The sequence below is a fragment of the Thermostichus sp. OS-CIW-32 genome (genome assembly GCF_054060415.1).
This window is the reverse complement of record NZ_JBSSDD010000001.1, coordinates 236,973-255,616: the sequence shown is the minus strand read 5'-3', so window position 1 is coordinate 255,616 and position 18,644 is coordinate 236,973. Positions and strand designations below refer to the sequence as shown.

At 59.6% G+C, this 18,644-nt stretch carries 14 protein-coding genes and 2 pseudogenes; 6 read left to right on the top strand and 10 right to left on the bottom strand.

The features are described from left to right. Positions 1-1,104, top strand: coding sequence for a DNA polymerase III subunit delta' (locus ACVWY8_RS01225; RefSeq protein WP_457392307.1), 1,104 nt, complete (start codon positions 1-3; stop codon positions 1,102-1,104). Here the strand turns inward: ACVWY8_RS01225 and ACVWY8_RS01220 are convergent. Both ACVWY8_RS01220 and ACVWY8_RS01215 read right to left on the bottom strand, forming a co-directional pair. Further along, on the bottom strand, positions 1,088-2,407 hold the full coding sequence (locus ACVWY8_RS01220) for an ATP phosphoribosyltransferase regulatory subunit (RefSeq protein WP_457392309.1): 1,320 nt from the start codon (positions 2,405-2,407) through the stop codon (positions 1,088-1,090). The two genes, ACVWY8_RS01225 and ACVWY8_RS01220, sit on opposite strands and share 17 nt — an antisense overlap. A gap of 49 nt (positions 2,408-2,456) precedes the next feature. Next, on the bottom strand, positions 2,457-3,527 hold the full coding sequence (locus ACVWY8_RS01215) for an isochorismatase (RefSeq protein ID WP_457392311.1): 1,071 nt from the start codon (positions 3,525-3,527) through the stop codon (positions 2,457-2,459). Positions 3,528-3,833: 306 nt separating this feature from the next. Between ACVWY8_RS01215 and ACVWY8_RS01210 the strand changes: the two genes are divergently transcribed. From ACVWY8_RS01210 to rpsD, 3 genes are all read left to right on the top strand, one after another. Beyond that, a complete protein-coding gene (locus tag ACVWY8_RS01210) occupies positions 3,834-5,216 on the top strand; it encodes a nicotinate phosphoribosyltransferase (RefSeq protein ID WP_457392314.1) in 1,383 nt (460 codons plus the stop codon). Positions 5,217-5,348: 132 nt separating this feature from the next. Next, the gene (gene gmd / locus ACVWY8_RS01205) at positions 5,349-6,485 is read left to right on the top strand and encodes a GDP-mannose 4,6-dehydratase (protein ID WP_011432725.1); all 1,137 of its coding nucleotides are present in this window, start codon (positions 5,349-5,351) and stop codon (positions 6,483-6,485) included. Between the two features lie 176 nt (positions 6,486-6,661). Beyond that, positions 6,662-7,273, top strand: a complete 612-nt coding sequence (rpsD, locus tag ACVWY8_RS01200) for a 30S ribosomal protein S4 (protein ID WP_011432724.1) — start codon at positions 6,662-6,664, stop codon at positions 7,271-7,273. 211 nt (positions 7,274-7,484) lie between these two features. On the opposite strand, the pseudogene ACVWY8_RS01195 reads toward rpsD, so the two are convergent. Further along, positions 7,485-7,604 (bottom strand): annotated as a pseudogene (locus ACVWY8_RS01195) (IS200/IS605 family transposase); the annotation flags it as partial. 13 nt (positions 7,605-7,617) lie between these two features. Here ACVWY8_RS01195 and ACVWY8_RS01190 point away from each other — a divergent pair. Beyond that, positions 7,618-8,846, top strand: a pseudogene (locus ACVWY8_RS01190) (RNA-guided endonuclease InsQ/TnpB family protein). Positions 8,847-9,001: 155 nt separating this feature from the next. Further along, positions 9,002-9,508, top strand: a complete 507-nt coding sequence (locus ACVWY8_RS01185) for a heavy metal-responsive transcriptional regulator (protein ID WP_457392316.1) — start codon at positions 9,002-9,004, stop codon at positions 9,506-9,508. Here the strand turns inward: ACVWY8_RS01185 and glmS are convergent. From glmS to dnaB, 7 genes are all read right to left on the bottom strand, one after another. Then, on the bottom strand, positions 9,469-11,316 hold the full coding sequence (gene glmS, locus ACVWY8_RS01180; RefSeq protein ID WP_457392319.1) for a glutamine--fructose-6-phosphate transaminase (isomerizing): 1,848 nt from the start codon (positions 11,314-11,316) through the stop codon (positions 9,469-9,471). The genes ACVWY8_RS01185 and glmS overlap by 40 nt on opposite strands. 176 nt (positions 11,317-11,492) lie before the next feature. After that, positions 11,493-12,713, bottom strand: a complete 1,221-nt coding sequence (locus ACVWY8_RS01175; protein WP_457392321.1) for an MlaD family protein — start codon at positions 12,711-12,713, stop codon at positions 11,493-11,495. Beyond that, entirely contained in the window at positions 12,713-13,519 is an 807-nt protein-coding gene (locus ACVWY8_RS01170; RefSeq protein ID WP_414351846.1) for an ABC transporter ATP-binding protein, read from the bottom strand. Before ACVWY8_RS01170 ends, ACVWY8_RS01175 begins: the two co-directional genes overlap by 1 nt. Before the next feature lie 204 nt (positions 13,520-13,723). Then, positions 13,724-14,623 (bottom strand): TerC family protein, encoded by a 900-nt coding sequence (locus ACVWY8_RS01165; protein WP_457392323.1) that lies wholly within the window; start codon positions 14,621-14,623, stop codon positions 13,724-13,726. A gap of 260 nt (positions 14,624-14,883) precedes the next feature. Then, positions 14,884-15,717 carry a nickel pincer cofactor biosynthesis protein LarB gene (gene larB, locus ACVWY8_RS01160; protein WP_457392326.1) on the bottom strand — a complete coding sequence of 278 codons (834 nt, stop codon included), beginning with the start codon at positions 15,715-15,717 and terminating at the stop codon, positions 14,884-14,886. A gap of 46 nt (positions 15,718-15,763) precedes the next feature. After that, the gene (locus ACVWY8_RS01155; protein WP_457392329.1) at positions 15,764-16,660 is read right to left on the bottom strand and encodes a universal stress protein; all 897 of its coding nucleotides are present in this window, start codon (positions 16,658-16,660) and stop codon (positions 15,764-15,766) included. A 131-nt stretch (positions 16,661-16,791) separates the two neighbouring features. Then, the gene (gene dnaB, locus ACVWY8_RS01150) at positions 16,792-18,567 is read right to left on the bottom strand and encodes a replicative DNA helicase (RefSeq protein WP_457392689.1); all 1,776 of its coding nucleotides are present in this window, start codon (positions 18,565-18,567) and stop codon (positions 16,792-16,794) included. Positions 18,568-18,644 lie beyond the last annotated feature (77 nt).

The following is an 18,644-nucleotide window of genomic DNA, read 5'->3' as shown; positions in this document are numbered from 1 at the left end:
ATGCCAGAACTCCGTCCGAGCGCCGAGACCGTCAAGCGGATGAAGGTCTTGCCTCCACAGCACATTGTCGGGCAGGAGATGGCGGCACGACTGCTTGTGGCGGCCCTGGAGAAGGGGCGGGTGACTTCCAGCTACTGCTTCTTGGGCCCCCAAGGGGTGGGGCGGAAGCTGATGGCCCGTTGGTTTGCCCAGGCCCTCTTGTGCGAATCCAGCTCCGGGATCCCTTGCGGCAAGTGCTCCCACTGCCGTTGGCTGCTGGCGGGCAACCATCCCAATCTCCACTGGGTCAGCCCCACCTACCTGCACCAAGGCCGCCTAATTGCGGCAGACTCCCCGGAGGCGCAAACCTTGCAACGGCGCTCGCCGCCCCAAATTCGCCTGGAGCAGGTGCAGGGGGTATCCCGCTTCTGTGCCCGCAAGCCGATTCGAGCCCAGCGAAAGGGCTCCGCCCCGCTAAAGGACTCCGTCCCGCTTACGCGAAAGGACTCCGTCCCGCTTACGCGATCGGGAGCGGTGGTGGTGCTGGAGGGAGCCGAAACCTTGGCGGAAAGCGCTGCCAATGCTTTGTTGAAAACCCTGGAGGAGCCAGGCCCAGCCCATATTATACTCATCGCCCCCCAGGCGGCCTCGCTGTTGCCGACGCTGTTGTCCCGCTGCCAGATGGTGCCTTTTCGCCGCCTCAGCCCAGAAGAGGTCGACCGGGTGCTGAGTGGGTTGGGTTGCCCAGATCTGGCAGGGATCCCTCGATCCGAGCTGATTGCCTTGGCCCAGGGCAGCCCCGGCTTGGCCTTGCTGGCCCACCAGCACCTGCAGCAGATCCCGCCGTCGCTCCTTGAGGAACTCAAACGTTGGCCCTGGCACTCTTCTCTCCAGCAGGCATTGGAATTGGGCAGAGCGGTGGCCAGTTTGGAGCTGCCGGCACAACTGTGGCTGATCGATTATTTGCAGCAGCATTTTTGGGCGCAGGGATCCCGTCAGCCGTTTGCGCCAGGGGTGCAGAGCGCCATCCGGCAGTTGGAACGCATTCGCCAACACCTGTTGCAACTGGTGCAGCCCCGTCTCTGTTGGGAGGTCAACCTTGCCAGCATTAGCCCGGGTGGGTGATGTGGTAGCTGCCGTCGGCTTGTACCCAGGCGATCTCCGGGATCCGACATTGGCGGGCATAGGCTTCGATCTCTTCAGGGGCCCGATCCAGCAATTCCAGCTCCACCGCCTCCGTTCGCGTCAGCGGTGCGGTTGAGCACTCTTCTCGCCAGCGGGCGGCCAAGGCCAGCGCCGCCGGGATCCCTGCCGGCACCAGGGGCACCACCAACCGTTTGCAGCCCATCTCCTCGGTTTGGGGATCGGGGGGCAAGAGCCGCAGCAGCGTATCCGGCAGAAGGGTAAAGCCGATCCCCGGCTGTTCGACCTGCTGAGGGCTGTAGAGGGCGTACAGCCGGTCGTAGCGTCCCCCCAGAGCAATGATCTCCCCGCCTGCCACTGCCTGAAAAACGATGCCGGTGTAGTAGGCCAGGGTTTGCAACAAGCTCAGATCCAGCACCACCCGCACCCCGTGTTCCTCCAGCACCTGGCAGAGCTGCCGCAGATCCCGCAGCCGCTCAGGCGGCACAGGCAACTGAGCCAGGTCAGAAAGAACTGAGCCGGGCTGGCCCCGCAGCCCCAGAATCTGCAAGCCAATCTGGCGGGCGGCTTCCGGCAGAGGGGCCGATTCCAGGTAAACGTAGTCGAGCTGGGCAATGGCACGGCGCACTGCCGCTTGAGCCGTGGGGGCAACGGCGCTGAGCAAACTCTCGGTGAGGCTGACATCTCCCAGCAGCAGCGTCCAGGCGGCCTCCGTCCCGTTTACACAAGAAGAGATGCCGATCGAGCGAATGCAATCGGCCAGCAGCAGCAGAATCTCGGCATCTGCCAGCCATCCCCCTGCCCCGATCAGCTCCACTCCGGACTGAAAAAACTCCTGGCTACTGTAGGATCCCTCCTCCCGCCGGCTGTTGCGAAAAACGCTGCCGTGGTAGTAGAGCCGCAACGGCAAAGGCCCACCGGCTAGACGGGTGGCTGCCGCCCGCACAATGGAAGCAGTGAACTCGGGGCGCAGCCCCAGCATCGTCCCTTCGCCATCCCGCAGTTGCAGCACCGACTCAGCGCGGATGGATCCGCCCGCCAGCAGCGTTTCCAGCCGCTCTAGGGTGGGAGTGATGATGCGCTGGTAGCCATGGCGCCGGAAAACCCGGGTCAGCTGAGCCTCCAGCTTCTCCCGCCGTTGTACTTCCCGCGGCAGGAGATCCCGGGCACCGCTGGGGGGGCGCAGACTGCTGGAGACGGTGGAACTGGCCTCAGGGCGGGGATCCCAAAAGTGCTCCGCACCGCTACCGCGAGAGTGCTCCGCACCGCTACCGCGACCGTACACAGGGCTGCTCCAGCAGAGGATCCTGCTGCATCATACCGGATGTTGGAGGTCAGCTGGGATCCCGGGGAAACTCAGGCCACTCCCAGATGGGATCCGTGGAGCGCACTCGGTGCATTCCTGCTTCCGCAAAGCGGGCGAAGGCGGCCTCCGCCTGTTCGCTGAAATCCACAACGCCGGGGATCACCACCGCCGAGGTGCAGTCCTCCAGAAGGTAGACTTTCTTGGCCAAGCTGGGATCCGTGGCCTGGATCTCTTGCAGCAGGTCGCTCACCGTCCAGGCCACGCAGTGGCTTTTGGCTTGGCCAGCCACGATCAGGGCGTCAAACTGCAGCAGGTGGCGGATGAGGAGCTCATTTTTCTCGTCGATGGGATCCCCTTCCGGCCCAGTCAAAACCTCCGGGCTAAGCACGGAATAATTTTCCGTCAAGGGATTGGCTCCCTTGAGCTGCAGGCTGGGCTGGCTAAGGCGGGCCATGCCGTGAAAGAAAATCGCCTCCTCCACCGCCGGCACCAAGGCATGGCCGATCCCCCCCAGCATGGAGTGGTAGGGCCAGACGATGAGGGGATATTTCCCCCCCTGCTCCAACTGCTCGGCGTAGTGCAGAGCGTAGACCTGCAACCGGGTTAGATCCCCTTGGGTCAGGCTGGCGGCTACAGCCGGGTTCACCCGCCACCGCCCGCAGCGGATATCGGCTGCCGAAATGGCCGTGGCCGGCTCAGGATGGGCTCCCTGCGCGTCCACCCAAAAGACGGGGTGGAAGATCTGCATGGCCGTGTGGGTGTCGAGGGTGGCAACAATCTGGGTGATGCAGGCCAAATTGCGGTAGATGAACTGACAAAGCCGTCGATTGTCTTCCACCGCTCCCAATCCGCCGGAACCGGCCACAAACAGCTCAAAGCCGGGAATGCAAAAGGTGTTCTGCACATCAATGAGCAGCAAGCCCACCCGCACCCGATCCGCCTCTGCCGGCGGGATCCCTTGCTCCTTGGCCCAGAGCTCGGCTTCTGCTGCCCGCTGTTGGTAGGGCACGCGCCAAATCTCTCCCACCCGCTCCGGATCAAAGTGGGGGGGAAGGCCCGCTGGAGCCTTAACAGTTAGCTCCTGTAGAGTGGTATTCATGGCGTTCTTCCGGTGGGGGCTGGATTGACCAGGCTTGCACCCGCTCGATAGAGTTGGACGGGTAACACTTATGGTTGGTTTCACTATAAGTTGGGGGCAAGATTTTGTCCAGATGGCCGCCTGTATTTCTGGCTGAGTTTGGGTTTGGTGTCTTGTCGAGGCCGATTTTTAGGGTTTTTTGGGGTTGTGATGCTTCTGGTGGATCCCTACAAGCAGCCTTACTTATGGTAAGTTTCACTATAACCTTCGCAACAGCCCTCTGCTCGATCCCGCCGTTCCCCACTGGCTTCTGCCCCGAGGTTTTTCATGTTGAGCCCTGATTTCTCGTCGTTGCGGCCCCAAGACTATGGCCTGCTAACCGACCTGTACCAGTTCACCATGGCCGCCTGCTACGTGGGGGAAGGGCTAGAGTCTCAGCCCGCTGCCTTTGAGCTGTTTGTGCGGCGGCTGCCCACCGACTATGGCTACCTAATCGCCATGGGGCTCACCCAGGCAGTGGACTATCTGCAGCAACTGAGCTTCGCCCCCGAGGCTTTGCGAGCGCTGCGGGAAACGGGCATTTTCGCCGATGCGCCGGAGCGCTTTTGGGATCTGCTGGCCCGCTGCCGGTTTGAGGGGGATGTGTGGGCGGTGCCGGAAGGAACCGCCATTTTCGCCAACCAGCCCCTGTTGCGGGTGGAAGCCCCCCTCTGGCAAGCCCAACTGGTGGAAACTTACTTGCTGTCCACCTTTAACTACCAGACCCTGATCGCCACCAAGGCGGCCCGTATGCGAGATGCAGCAGGGGATGAGGCCATTTTGTTGGAGTTCGGCACCCGGCGAGCTTTTGGTCCCCAGGCGGGGCTGTGGGCAGCCCGGGCGGCTCTGGCGGCAGGGTTCAATGCCACCTCCAACGTCTTGGCAGCCCTGAAATTGGGGCGCAAGCCGGCAGGAACCATGGCCCATTCCCTAGTGATGGCCATTGCTGCTCTCTCGGGAGACGAAACCCGCGCCTTTCAATCCTTTCGGCGCTACTTTCCCCAAGCTGCGCTTCTAATCGATACCTACGATCCCATCCAAGGGGCGCGCACAGCAGCCCAGCTCTTTGCGGCCAGAAGCCCAGATCAACTGGGATCCCGCGGGGAAATCGGCGGGGTGCGCATCGACTCAGGAGATTTGGAAGATCTCTCTCGCCGGGTGAAACAAATTTTGCCTCAAGGCGCCCCGGTGTTCGTCAGTGGGGATTTGGACGAATACGAGATCGAGCGCCTGCATCGCTCCCAAGCCCCCATCAGCGGTTATGGGGTGGGCACCCGCCTGGTAACTGGAGAAGGCGTAAACGGGGTGTACAAATTGGTGGAAATCAATGGGATCCCGGTGGCCAAAGCTTCCTTTGCCAAAGCCACCCTTCCCGGTCGCAAGCAGATCTTTCGCGGCCCTGAAGGAGACTTGTTGGGCCATGCTGACGAGCCCCCGCCTCCTGGCTACGAACCGCTCTTGCGCAAAGTTATGGAAAAAGGGCTGCTGCTGGATCCCTTGCCGGATCTGGAAGCCATTGCCCGCACCAGCCGCGCCTCTGTGCTGTGCCTGCCCCAGGGAGTGCGACAACTGCGCCAGCCGGATCCCTGGCCCACAGCCCTGACTGCCGCTTTGCAACGGTTGAAAGACCACACCCTTGGCCAGGAATGTGCCTCGGCGGGCCCTGCCTGAGGAGAAGGAGTCCCGCTGCACTATAATGTTCTAGCTTCAAGGTCTCCGCTTTGAGGTTTGAGTTTTGCCATTGGACTTGAGCCTCAGGCCATTTTGATTTTTGGTGTTTTCCTAGTCTTTGCCCCCAGCTCTATGACCCAACGTGCCCTAATTACCGGCATCACCGGACAGGATGGCTCCTATCTGGCCGAGCTGTTGTTGAAGAAAAACTACGAAGTTCACGGCATCATCCGCCGCGCCAGCACCTTCAACACCGACCGCATCGACCACATCTACGTGGATGCCCATGACCCCCAGGCTAGGCTATTCCTTCACTACGGGGATCTCACGGATGGCACCACCCTGCGCAGGATCCTGGAACAGGTGCAGCCGACGGAAGTGTACAACCTGGGGGCCCAATCCCACGTGCGGGTGAGCTTTGATGCGCCGGAATACACCGTCGATGCAGTGGCCATGGGTACCCTGCGTCTCCTAGAGGCCATCCGCGACTATCAGCAGCGCACCGGGATCCGGGTGAAGTTTTACCAGGCAGGCTCCTCGGAGATGTTCGGCCTAGTGCAAGAGATCCCGCAAAAGGAAACCACCCCCTTCTACCCGCGCAGCCCCTATGCCTGTGCCAAGGTGTACGGCTACTGGCAGACGGTCAACTACCGCGAAGCCTACAACCTCTTCGCCTGCAACGGTATCTTGTTCAACCACGAAAGCCCACGGCGAGGGGAAACCTTTGTAACCCGCAAGATCACCCGCGCCGTCAGCCGCATTGTGGCCGGCAAACAGGACAAGCTCTACCTGGGCAACCTGGATGCCAAGCGGGACTGGGGCTACGCCAAAGACTACGTCGAGGGGATGTGGATGATGCTCCAACAACCCCAGCCGGATGACTATGTGCTGGCTACCGGGGAAACCCACACTGTGCGCGAGTTTGTGGAACGGGCCTTCGCGCTGGTGGGCCTGCCGATTACCTGGAAAGGCTCCGGCCAAGCCGAACAGGGGTTGTACAAAGACCAAGTGTTGATCGAGATCGATCCCCGCTACTACCGCCCAACCGAGGTGGATCTGCTGTTGGGGGATGCTTCAAAAGCCAAGCGAGTCCTAGGATGGGAGCCCAAGGTGAGCTTCCCGCAGTTGGTGGAGCTGATGGTGCTGGCCGACTTGGAAGCCATCGGCCTGGATCCGGATCCCATCTTGGGGGAACGGCGCACCCTCAACGGCCTGCTCAGCGAAGATCGCGCTTTCATCCGCACCCAGCTGGGGGTTCACTACGACTGACAGGGTGAATACAACGGTGGAGACGGGATCCCAAAAGACAGCCTTGCCCCCTTGCCCAAAGTAGGGATCAAACGCTTAATATAGTAGATCGCCGATTCTTTTGGTGGTTTGTACTCTTGCTCCCCAGCTGACCATCTCTTGCTGACTTTGTTTGCTGATTTCGGAGAAATGCCCGCATGTCCCGCTACACAGGCCCCCGCCTAAAAATTATTCGTCGCTTCGGGGGACTTGATCTGCCCGGCTTGACGCGCAAGCGCCCCAAAAATACCAACCCGCCCGGTATGCATGGCGCCGAGCGCAAGAAAAAATCCGAATATGCCATTCGCTTAGAAGAAAAGCAGAAGGTGCGCTTCAACTACGGGCTGAGCGAGCGGCAGATGATCCGCTACATGCGCAAGGCACGGCGCTCCAAGGGATCCACCGGTTTGGCCTTGCTGCAAATGCTGGAAATGCGGTTGGATTGCATCGTGTTTCGTCTGGGCATGGCTCCAACCATTCCGGCAGCTCGGCAGCTCGTGAGCCACGGCCACATAGAGGTTAACGGCCAAAAGGTAACCATTCCCAGCTATGGCTGCAAAGTGGGGGATGTGATTACAGTAAAAAACAAGGAATCTTCCCGCAAGCTGGTGGCCGCCTACGCGGAGTATCCGGGGTTGTTTTTGCCGGACTACCTGGAGTTTGACAAAGAAAAGCTGCGCGGACGCATCAAGGAATTGCCCCCCCGCGAGCAAATTTGCGCCCCGGTCAACGAGCTTTTGGTGGTTGAGTTCTATTCCCGCAAGCTCTAGGGATCCCCTTTTGTGGCCATTGCAAATTGCAGGGGAATTTTGGGCAGTTTGACGTTCTCCTCACCCTTGAGGCCGGGGGATTTTTCACGGTTTGTTTTTTGTAGCGTTTCCCCTGCTCATCGCTCCTGTTGGCGATGCGTAGCGTTAGCTAGACCGCCGGGAAGCCCTGCCCTCTGTTAGTGACTAGTGGCTAGTCACTATCCACTCACCACTATCCAGGGTGAAGGTCGGGATGAGAGGCGGGGACACTTTGGTTTTCAATGGACTGGCCTAAAACCAAGACGGTAACCCCACCGCATGAAGCAATAGGGTAGGATTCATTCCAGTAGATTACCCTTGCCTCAATGAGAACTGCTTACCAGTACCGTTTGCGACCTACGCCCAGCCAGATTGCTTTGATGAGCGAGTGGCTAGACTTGTTACGGAAGCAGTACAACTACCGCTTGGCAGAGCGCTTTGCGTGGTGGGAACACAATCGCTGTGATATCAATGCTTGTCCCTTAATCTGTCACTTGCCTGAGCTGAAAGACAAGCCCGATTTCTACTCCCAGAAACGGGACTTGGTGAAGACGAAAGCCCTGTTTCCGCAGTACAGAGCCATCCATTCGCAAGTCCTCCAGAACTGCATAGAGCGAGTGCACAAAGCATTCGACCGCTGGCTGAAGGGGGACGGTAACGGCAAGCGGGCAGGGAAACCCAGATTCAAGGGAGTTGGGCGGTATCGCTCCTTCAGTTTCCCCCCGATGCAACAGGACTGCATTTGCGGGCAGTTTATCCATCTGCCCAAAATCGGTGCTGTTCGCATAATTCAGCACCGTCCTTTGCCTGACGGTTTTGTCATCAAGACTGCTACCATCACCCGCAAGGCAGACGGGTGGTATGTGACCTTGAGCCTGCAAGATTCATCTGTCCCCGTATTTACCCCTGACCTGCCAACACTGGAGAACACGATGGGGATCGACATGGGACTGGACTCCTTTTTGGTGACCGATGCGGGGGAGTCTGTCCCAGTTCCCCAGTATTACCGCAGAGCCCAAAAGCGGTTAAAGAGACTGCAGCAGGCAGTGTCTCGCAAGAAGAAAGGGTCAAACCGCCTATGGCTAGTGACTAGTGGATAGTGACCAGTGGATAGTGAATAGTGACTATCCACTAACCACTATCTCAGCGCAAAGATTTTCATGACAAAACAGCGAACTGGCTGGTAAGCAAGGGCAAGCATATTGGGTACGAAGCCCTGAATATCAAAGGTGTTGCTAGAACCCGACTAGCAAAATCTACCTATGATGCTGGTTGGGGACAATTTCTGCGAATTCTGGCAGTCAAGGCTGAAAGAGCTGGGCTGAGGGCGATTGCAGTGACTCCCAACGGCAGCAGTCAAAACTGCTCTCGGTGTGGTCAAAGAGTACCGAAAGCGATTCAAGACAGGTGGCATTCTTGTTCCCATTGTGGGCTAGAACTAGAGCGCGACCACCATGCGGCCATCAACATCAAGCACAGGGCGGTGGGGCATCCCGTTCTTTTCGCGTCAGCGGGACGTAGTCCTCAAGCGCAGGAAATGTCCTTTTCGCGTTAGCGGCGCGGAGCGCTAACCGGAGTCACTGTTCGCGTCAGCGGGACGGAGTCCTTGAAGCCCGCACTCTCTCGCTTTGGCGGCGCGGAGCGCTTTGCGTCAGCATGAGTGTGGGAGTATGTCACGCTGAAGAAATCTACAGGGATCCAGTTGGGGACATGTCGAATCCTGCTGCTGTCCGAGACTTGTCTGCCAGCCTGAAGATCGGCCAGGTGGCTCTAGCAGCCGGCTTGTCCGTGCGCACGGTGCGTTACTACGAATCGATAGGCCTGCTGAAGCCAACGGTGGAACGGGCGGAGTCCAGCTATCGGCTGTTCGACCCTTCGGTTTTGGTTCGTCTGGCCTTTATCCGCCGCTGCCAGAGCCTGGGCCTGAGCTTGGAGGAAATTCGCCACATCCTGGACATCCACGACCGAGGGGAGCAGCCTTGCCCAGAAATTCGCCAGCACCTGCAAGACAAGCTGCAAGAGATCGAACGGCGAATTGCCGAACTGCAAGCTCTGAAAAGCCAAATTCAAGGTCTGCTCTCCGATTGGCAGATCACCCCTGCGGCTGCTGATGAAAAAGAGGTGATCTGCCCGATTTTGCAAAAACCAGAGGCCAGGGGCGGCAAGGGCAACAGCCGTTACTCCACCGTTACCGACTTGGCCAAGTTGCGCGGCTGATCCACATCGGCTCCGCGGCGCAAAGCCATGGCGTAGGCGAACAACTGCAGGGGGATCACGTTCAGAACCGCCGACAACAGGGGTGTCGTGCTGGGCACCTCGATGATGTGGTCGGCTTTCTCCCGCACCTGGGTGTCTTCGGGGTTGATGAGGGCGATCACCCGTCCCCCCCGCGCCCGCACCTGTTCGATGTTGGAGAGCATTTTTTCGTAGACGGGATCCCGGGTGGCAATGCACACCACCGGCACCCGCTCGTCGATGAGGGCGATAGGGCCATGCTTCATCTCCCCTGCCGGGTAGCCTTCGGCGTGGATGTAGCTCACCTCTTTCATCTTCAAAGCTCCTTCCAGGGCAATTGGGGCGTTAACCCAGCGGCCCAGATAGAGCATGTTGGCAACATGATGGTACTGCTCCGCCAGTTGGTCGTAGAGGGCGGCGTCCTTCAGCATCAGGCTGATCTTGCCCGGCAGCTCAATCAAGGCTTGCAGGTGGGCTTGGATCTGGGCCGGGCTGAGGATCCCTTTGGCTTGGGCCAGTTGCAGGGCCAGCAAATACCCCGCCACCAACATGCCAGTAAACACTTTGGTGGAAGCCACGGCAATCTCCGGCCCGGCATGGATGTAGAGGACTCCAGCATCCGCCAGGCGGCTGGCCTGGGATCCGATGGTGTTGACAATCGCCAGGGTCGGGATCCCTTGGGTGCGGGCCTCGCTCATGGCTGCCAGCGTATCGACGGTTTCTCCCGACTGGGTTAAGGCCAGCAACAGGTGGTTGGGGCGCAACACCGGCTGGCGGTAGCGAAACTCAGAGGCATAGTCCACCTCTACAGGGGTACGGGCCAAGCTCTCGATGAAGTACTTGAGCACCCAGCAGGCGTGCCAGGCAGTACCACAGGCTACAGCGTGGATGTGCTCGATGTGGGCCAGTTGCCCCTCAGAAAGCGCTAGCCCCTCCAGCGTCACCCGGCCCTGTTCCAGATCCACCCGCCCCCGCAGCGTATCGGTGGTGGTGCGGGGCTGCTCAAAGATCTCCTTCTGCATGAAGTGCTTGTAGCCTCCCTTGGCGGCTGAGACGGGATCCCAGGCCACGGTGATGCTGGATTTGCGCAGCTCCTCGCCGGTAATGCGCAAGTAGCGCACTTGAGACTCCGTGAGAACCGCCATTTCCCCATCTTCTAAGAACACCACCTTGCGGGTATGGCGGACAATGGCAGGCAGATCGGAGGCGACGAAGTTTTCTCCTTCTCCCTCTCCCACCACCACGGCTCCGGCATTGCCCAAACGGGCTGCGATCAGCCGATCCGGCGCCTCCCGATCCAGAGCCACTACGGCGTTTCCTCCCCGCAGTTGCCCCATGACCTGGCCAAAGGCCGCCTCAAAGGAGCCCAGCTCTTCTGTATAGAGGCCCAGCAGTTGGGCGATCACTTCCGTATCGGTTTGGGAGCGAAATGGGATCCCCCGCTCCAAGAGGCGCTCCTTCAGCTCCAGGTAGTTTTCCACAATGCCGTTTTGGATCACCACAATGCGCCCGCGCTCGTCGCACTGGGGGTGGGCATTTTCTTCGGTCACGCCGCCGTGGGTGGCCCAGCGGGTATGTCCGATCCCTACCTTGGCGGTGGGCATGTTGGCGGTGAGCTTCACCAGCAGGTTGTGCAGCTTGCCGGTGGCGCGAACAATCCTCAATCCCTCTTCGGGATCCACCGTGGCGATGCCGGCAGAATCATAGCCCCGATACTCCAAGGTGCGCAGGCCCTCCAACAGGATGGGGGCAGCCCACTGAAAACCCACGTAGCCGACAATGCCACACATTCCTCACACCTCAACCTCAGTCGCGCCAGCGTTGCGTAGCAATACAGGCAACACCTTATCCGCAAAGCCTACCCCAGGTTGGGGATCCCTTCAACGGCTTTGGCCGCCGTTGTTACCTCAGCGGGTCATCTCAGGGATCCCAGACTCCCGCTAGAGAGAGGGGAAAGGCAGCCAACTTATGGGGAAGTCTGCGGCTGCCATCCTTGGGATCCAGAGACAATCCCCTGGGCAAAAGAGACGGGCGCAAAACGAAAGTGATACCCTTCGGCCACCGCGGGCTGGATCCCATCTTCCCCAGGGACGCTGGAGACCAAGTTGCTCAGCCCCAATACCAACTCTCGAATGCCGCGGCGAAACTGGGGATCCCCGGTCAGCTCGTCGATGTCGGCGGTAATTTTTTGCATATTCTGAAAGGTGATGCGGGCGGAATCGAGGGTTTGGCGCAGAGTAGCTAAAGTGCCCGGATCGTTGAGGCTGGCGGCAATCTGCTGCAGATCTTCGGTAGCTTGGGCCACGTTCTCCGCAGCCGCTCGCACCTCGGCCAGGATCTGGCGCACATCGGCCTGGAGTTGTGGATCGGTAACCAGCGGGCGCACCGCGCTCGACATGGCCTGTAGATCGGCGCTCACCTGCTGAATGTTCTCCAGGGCGGCGTTAAGGGAAGTGCGGTTTTGATCCACCAGGGCGGTGAATTGATCGGCAGCCGCTTGCAAACTGCGGGCAGTTCCCCTCACAGCCCCAGCCGCGTCTTGGATGGCTGTGGCAGCGGTCGTGAATTGCAACAAGTCCAGATCTTCGGTGCGCAGGGCAGCTACTCGCTCTTCCACGGTTTCTGAAAGACTGGCTACGCTATTGGCGACGCGGGTGATCCCCTCCAGAGTGGTGTTAAGGGTATCGAAGAGCTCGTCCTCGTTGACCCGTGTGAGCAATCGATCCAGCCTAATCAATAGCTGGCCAAAATCCACTCCAGGGGTTCCCTCCACCACATCTCCATTGCAAACCATTTGGCTGCTGTCGCAGTCTGGCGCCAGGGGGGATCCTGTCAACTGGACGTTCAGTCGGGGCAGGATATCCATCACCGTTTCCCCCACCAACCCCGTCTGTTTGGTTACAAACAGGGCGTTGCGGGGAATAGCCAAAGGCTGGTCAATGGCCACCTGCACCTCCACTTGATTGGGTTGAGGCGTGATACGCTCCACCCGACCTACGGTTACCCCCCGCAGCCGCACGCTGGATCCCTCTGTCAGGCCGACCACGTTGGTATAGGTGACGGTAAATTGAAAGCCGCGACTGCCAAAGCGCAGGTTGTAGATCCACAAAAACAGGCCGGCAAAGCCCAGCGCCCCCGCCAGGATCAACAGGCCCACTGCCCCTTCTCGCACTGCTCGCGAACGCATCACACCTGCCCCGCCACTTGAATTGGCCCTTCTACGCTACCGCTGAAAAACTGCCGCACAAAGGGGTTATCGCACGTTTCAATCTGCTGCACGGATCCCTCCCACTGCACCCGCCCCTGAGCCAACAGGACAATGCGGTCGGTGGCGCGGTAAATGGTGCTGTGCTGGTGGGTCACCACAATGTAGCTCTCACAGGCTTTTTTCACCTGCTGCAGCTCCCGAATGAGATCTTCAATCACCGTCGAAGCAATGGGATCTAAACCCGCAGTGGGCTCGTCGTACAGCAGCAATTGGGGCTCATCCTGGGGCAGAGAAGGATCCTCCATAATGGCGCGGGCGAAGCTGGCCCGTTTGCGCATCCCCCCCGAGAGTTCTTCTGGCAGGTTGTGCTCTTTGCCCGCCAGCCCCACCGCCTCCAGCTTGGCGGCCACCAATTCCCGAATGCGGGAGCGGGGCAACTGCGAGTGCTCGTAGAGCAAAAACCCCACGTTTTCTTCCACCGTCAGGGAGTCGAAGAGGGCGGCCTGCTGAAACACCATCCCTACTCGCAAAGGGGGAGTTGCATGATGGGCTTGAATCTCCGAGAGCGGGATCCCGCACCAGAGCACTTCTCCAGCGTCTGGCTCCGTTAGGCCGGCGATGATGCGCAGCAGCGTCGATTTCCCGGTGCCCGAAGGCCCCACCAGGCCCAGGGCCTCACCCCGGTACACCTTCAGATCCACGTGGTCAAGCACCACCGTCGAGCCGAAGCGCTTGGAAACTTGGCGCAGCTCCACCAAGGGGGCAGTGCTCTGCACTGCTGGCATGCTCAGAACCTCCGCCCTCGCCAAAGGCTGGAGCCTATTTTCCGCGGCCTGCTGCTCCTTTGGGCTGTCTATGCTGCTTCTGAAGCACTTGACCAATGATTTCAAGCAAAACTGGGGGCTCAGGATGCTTCCCTCCTTGAGTCGGCTTCACTGCTAGTTTAGGAGTCGGTGGGGGCCAAGGCAATGAAGCAGCCAACAGCCCTATCAAGGCAGATCAGGGATCCCTGGCGATAAGCCCAAGCCGTACCTCTCTTCCCCATCCTCCTTGCTCTGCAGCTCAGGGGCGAGGTCTTCCTCGAGGGCAGCCGCCCACCCAGAGGGGATGATCTCTACTTTTTTATCTGTTTTATCTGTAGGCGCTGCCCTTCTCTCTTCTCTCTGCTCTCCGTCGGCCAGCTCCGGCTGCTTATCCTGTTCTGAATGGAGTTTCACGCGCCGCGAGAAGCCCCAGACAAATAAGGGGATCACAGCCACCACCATCCCCCACTCCGGGATCTCGATTTGGGGGAAAAACACCTCCAACAACATGGTGCTCCCCACCAAGGCGATGATGGCAAAAGCGGCGTCTTCCAGGTGAGAGAACTCGTCCAACCAACGCAAAAACAGAGAAGCCATGTAGCGCATCAGGGTAATGCCGAGAATGCCGCCGAGGATAATGACCCAAGCCTTGCGGGAGACGCCCACCGAAGCGGCGATGCTGTCGAAAGAAAAGACCAGATCCGTCAGTTCCACCATCACCAGGGTCTGCCAAAAATTGGCGTGGCGGGTGATGTCCTGTTCTGGGCCTTCTTCCCCGCCCCGAAAATGCTGCCAGGCCAGCCAGAGCAGATAACAGGCCCCGAAAAACTGAGCGGGTGGATACTCCACCAACCAAACTGCCGCGAAGACAATGGCAATGCGAAAGCTGTAAGCGCCGATGATGCCCCAGCGCAAGGCCCGATTTTGTTGCTGAGGGGTGGGCAGATGCTTCACCAGAGCTGCTAGGGCAACGGCGTTGTCCGCAGAGAGGGCGGCCTCCAAAAACACCAAAGCCACCACCAAGAAAATATCTGTCCAGGTGAAGGACTGAGTCATCCCTTGCGCCAGGATCAAGGTCGCTCCCATCGCATCTGTTGCATTTTTGACAAGTGTTGCATCAATTAGCATATTCGCGCGTTTTGTCCGCCCCAGTCAGTCCAACACAGCAGTTAACCAGCGTAGGAACCCTCCCCATCTTCGGATAAAGGTACCCCAGAAAAAGGCATGAACCCAGTTAGGTGACCAGAGGCAACACCCTCAAACTCCCGAAGGATGGGAAAGAGAAAGCCCAAGCCTAAACTATGGCCTGAGTATAGCCTGTTTGGCTCAGGATCTATTTACAATTCTTAACCTTCCGAAATCTGTCGATTCCCTGTTGGATCTCCAGTGGGGCCGCATGAACTCAATCGAGCTGCCAGCCGTTGTCCGCAACGCAGGATCTGGCCTGCCAGAATCGCCGCCCCAAAACCGTTATCAATGTTCAGCACTCCCACCCCCGCTGCGCAGGAGTTGAGCATAGTGAGCAGGGCAGCCAAGCCCTGGAAGCTGGCCCCGTAGCCAATGCTGGTGGGCACAGCGATCACCGGACAATCCGCCAGACCCGCCACCACGCTGGCCAAGGCCCCCTCCATGCCCGCCACCACGATCAGCACGTCCGCTTGCAGGGCCGCCCGGTTGTGCAGCAGCCGATGGATCCCGGCCACCCCCACATCCCAGAGGCGCTTCACCTGAAATCCGGAAAGCTCCAGCGTGAGGGCGGCTTCTTCTGCCACCGGTAAGTCGGCAGTGCCGGCGGAGATCACGCTGACCTGTCCAGGATGGCTGACCACCTGCCGGGGCGGGATCCAACACAAGCGGGCCACCTGGGAATACTGCACCTGGGGTAAGCGGCTGCGGATCTCGGCATACACCTGGGCTTCGATGCGGGTGGCCAAGGCCAGGGATCCCCGCTGGTGGAGTTGCTCCAGGATCTGGGCAATCTGATCTGGGGTCTTGCCCGGCCCCCACACGGCTTCGGGAAAGCCCGTGCGCAAGGGACGGTGGTGATCCACATGGGCGAAATCTCCCACCGGCTCGAAGGGCAGAAAGCGATAGGCTTGCAGGGCTTGCTCTGGGGTGAGCTCCCCTTGGGCCACCGCCCGAAACAGATCCTGCAGCGCTGTCGTGGAAGGGGGGTTCATGGAAGGTGAGTTAATCTGCAACACTCGGCTTGGATCTTGCCTGGATCTACTGGGCCAAAGACCCGCGCGGGAAAAACAACACCGGATGCCAACTTTGCCGCAAAATCTCGCCGGTGAGGCTGCGAACCGACCACTCCCAGAAGCTGCCCACGTGGGGGGAGGCAGTGGCGATGGCCGTCATGTCTTCATCGGCAGCAGTAGCCAGGATCTCTTTGAGAGGGGATCCCACCCGCACCAGGGTGCGCAGCTGTACGGGCTTCACCTGCTCGCTCAGGGGTTCAAGCACCTGGGCCAGGTCAGCCTCGGCTTTGCGTTGGAGCACCTCCACCGGAGTTCCTTGGTTGCGGCGGGCGCTGGGATCCACCACGTAGAGCAGGGTAACCGTCTGGCACTGGGAAGTACCGGGCAGCAGGTGGCCGAGATGGTTGAGCAACTGCTGACGCGGCTGCTCAAAGTCAAAGGGCACCAAGAGGCAGCGAAACAGGTGGCGGCTGCGCAAGCGCAATTCTTCCAGGGTAAAGGTAGCCAGCAGCTGGGGGCGCATCACCAGTAGGGGGATTTTCAGCTTCGGCAACAGCGTCATGGTGGTGCTGCCGAACAATTTTTCGGCGAGCAGGTTGTGGGTACCCATGCCTGTAATCAGCAGATCGGAGCCATAGGTTTGGATGCCTTTTAGGATTAGATCGGCTGGCCTGCCCACCTGCACCAGAGCCTTGACTTCCAACCCTGCTGGGATCGGGTTCAGCAGCTTCTGCAACTGGGCCTGCTCCGCCTGGACTTCGGGGGTAATGTCGTCGGGAATGCCGATGTCGTCCTCTTGCCAATCTACGCTGCGGACGAAGGTGACGCGCTCAATGCCGTTGCTGTGCAGATCTTCCAAACACTTGCCAAAACGCTGCAGGCCATCTCGGCGGTCGGTGGCAATTAACACGTTTTTAAACATATCGTTTTGAGCATTAGGAGAGAGGGTAGCCGGCTCAAGAGCATTGCTTTGGCCCGCAGCGATCCTAAGCTAACACCTTGCGGGGTTGTTCCCAAGGCAGCAGCTCCGGATCCCTCTTCGGCATCGGTTGCTCAGCGGTTGGGATCGGCCAGGTTGCGAAACTGGGTGTACTGGCTTTCGAACAGCAGGCGCACGGTACCGGTGGGGCCGTTGCGATGTTTGGCGATGATGACCTCGGCAATGCCGCGATCGCTGGTGTTGGGATCGTAGTACTCCGGGCGATAGATCATCATCACGAGATCGGCATCCTGCTCGATGCTGTTGTGAACCAGCAGACCGTTGGCCACGAAGTTGTGGTGGCGGGGCATCTCGACGTCGTAAACCGGCTGAGGCTCCCCCGGCTCGCTGATGAGCACCACCGGATCCCAGATCAGCCCCTCCTGCACTACCACCGCCACCTCTTCCTCCAATTGCAGCTCGTCGAGGGTTTTCCAGCCGTCTGGGGTCAAGAAGGGATGGTTGCCGGTGGCGCGAATGGAAAAGTTGAGGCGGGTCTTCAGAACACAGGTGGGCTGCCGACCACTGCAAAACACTTTCACAGGCTGTTGGGGCACCAAGCGCCCGCGCCCGTTCAAGCTGAGCAGGCGGGGCAGTTCCGCCGCAGCCGGCAGGGCCGCCAGTTGATCCAGCCGCCAGATCTTGCCGCGATCCGCATCCATCACCTGCGTATCCCCGGCCAGACAGCCCGATTCCCGCAGATCCGCCAGCTGTGGACGTTTGTCGGAGCGAGACTCGACAGCCCGACTGAGCTGAGACAGCACCAGCACCGGCACCATCAGCTCCTTGGCCATGGCCTTGAGGCCACGAGTAATGCGCGACAGCTCCTGCACCCGGTTGTCAGCAGCGGATCCCTGCATCAGTTGTAGGTAATCGATCAACACCATCCCCAACGTTCCCCCCTGTTCCGCCTGCAAACGCCGCGCTTTGGAGCGAATTTCGGTAACGGTACAGTCGGGGGTATCGTCGATGAACAGGGGCAATTGCGACAAAAAACCAATGGCTTGTCCCAGGCGCTGCCACTCGTGTTCGCTGATGCGCCCAGAACGCAGACGGCTGCTGTCGATGCGGGCTTCGCTGGCCAAAAGCCGCTGCACCAGTTGCTCTCGTGACATTTCCAAGCTAAAGATGGCGACCGGCTGCTTGGCGTAGGCAGCCACATTTTGGGCAATGTTGAGGGCAAGACTGGTTTTCCCCATCGAGGGACGACCGGCCAGGATCAACAAGTCGGATCGCTGCAAGCCCTGGGTCAAGTTATCCAGGTCGATGAATTTGGTCGGGATCCCCGGAAGCTGTGCCCCGCTTTGGAACTTCTCTTCCAAATCCGAGAAGATATTGACCAAAACCTCGGAGGCCGGGATAAGACTGCGCTGCACCCGCTCTTGGGTGAGGCCAAACACTTGCTGCTCGGCTTGATCCATTACCTGAGATAGGGGTTGGCTGGTATCGTAGGCCAAACGAGCCAAGGTATTGCTCACCTGGATCAACTGGCGGCGCATGTATTTATCCATCACCAGGCGAGCATACTGGTCGATGTTGACGCTGCTGACGGTTTGCTCCAGCAGACGACGGATCGCCCCTGTTCCCCCCACCCGCTCCAGAAGATGATGATCCGCCAACCAAGCAGACACAGTCATCAGGTCGGTGGGCTGCCCTTGGCTGTGCAGTTGGAGAGCAGCCCGGTAAATCTCTTGGTGGGCAGAGATGTAAAACATCTCTGGTCGCAGAAACTCCGCGACCCGCATCAATGCATCCGGATCGAGGAGGATGCCCCCCAGGATTTCCTCCTCGGCTTCAATGTTTTGAGGAGGAAGCCGATCCCCACCCGTTAAGTCGTAATCGCTGATCACCACAAGCCAGGATAGGAAAATCAACCCAGCCCTAGGGCAACCGGCCTCTCAGCCAGTCAGCTCCAATCGTCAGGCGG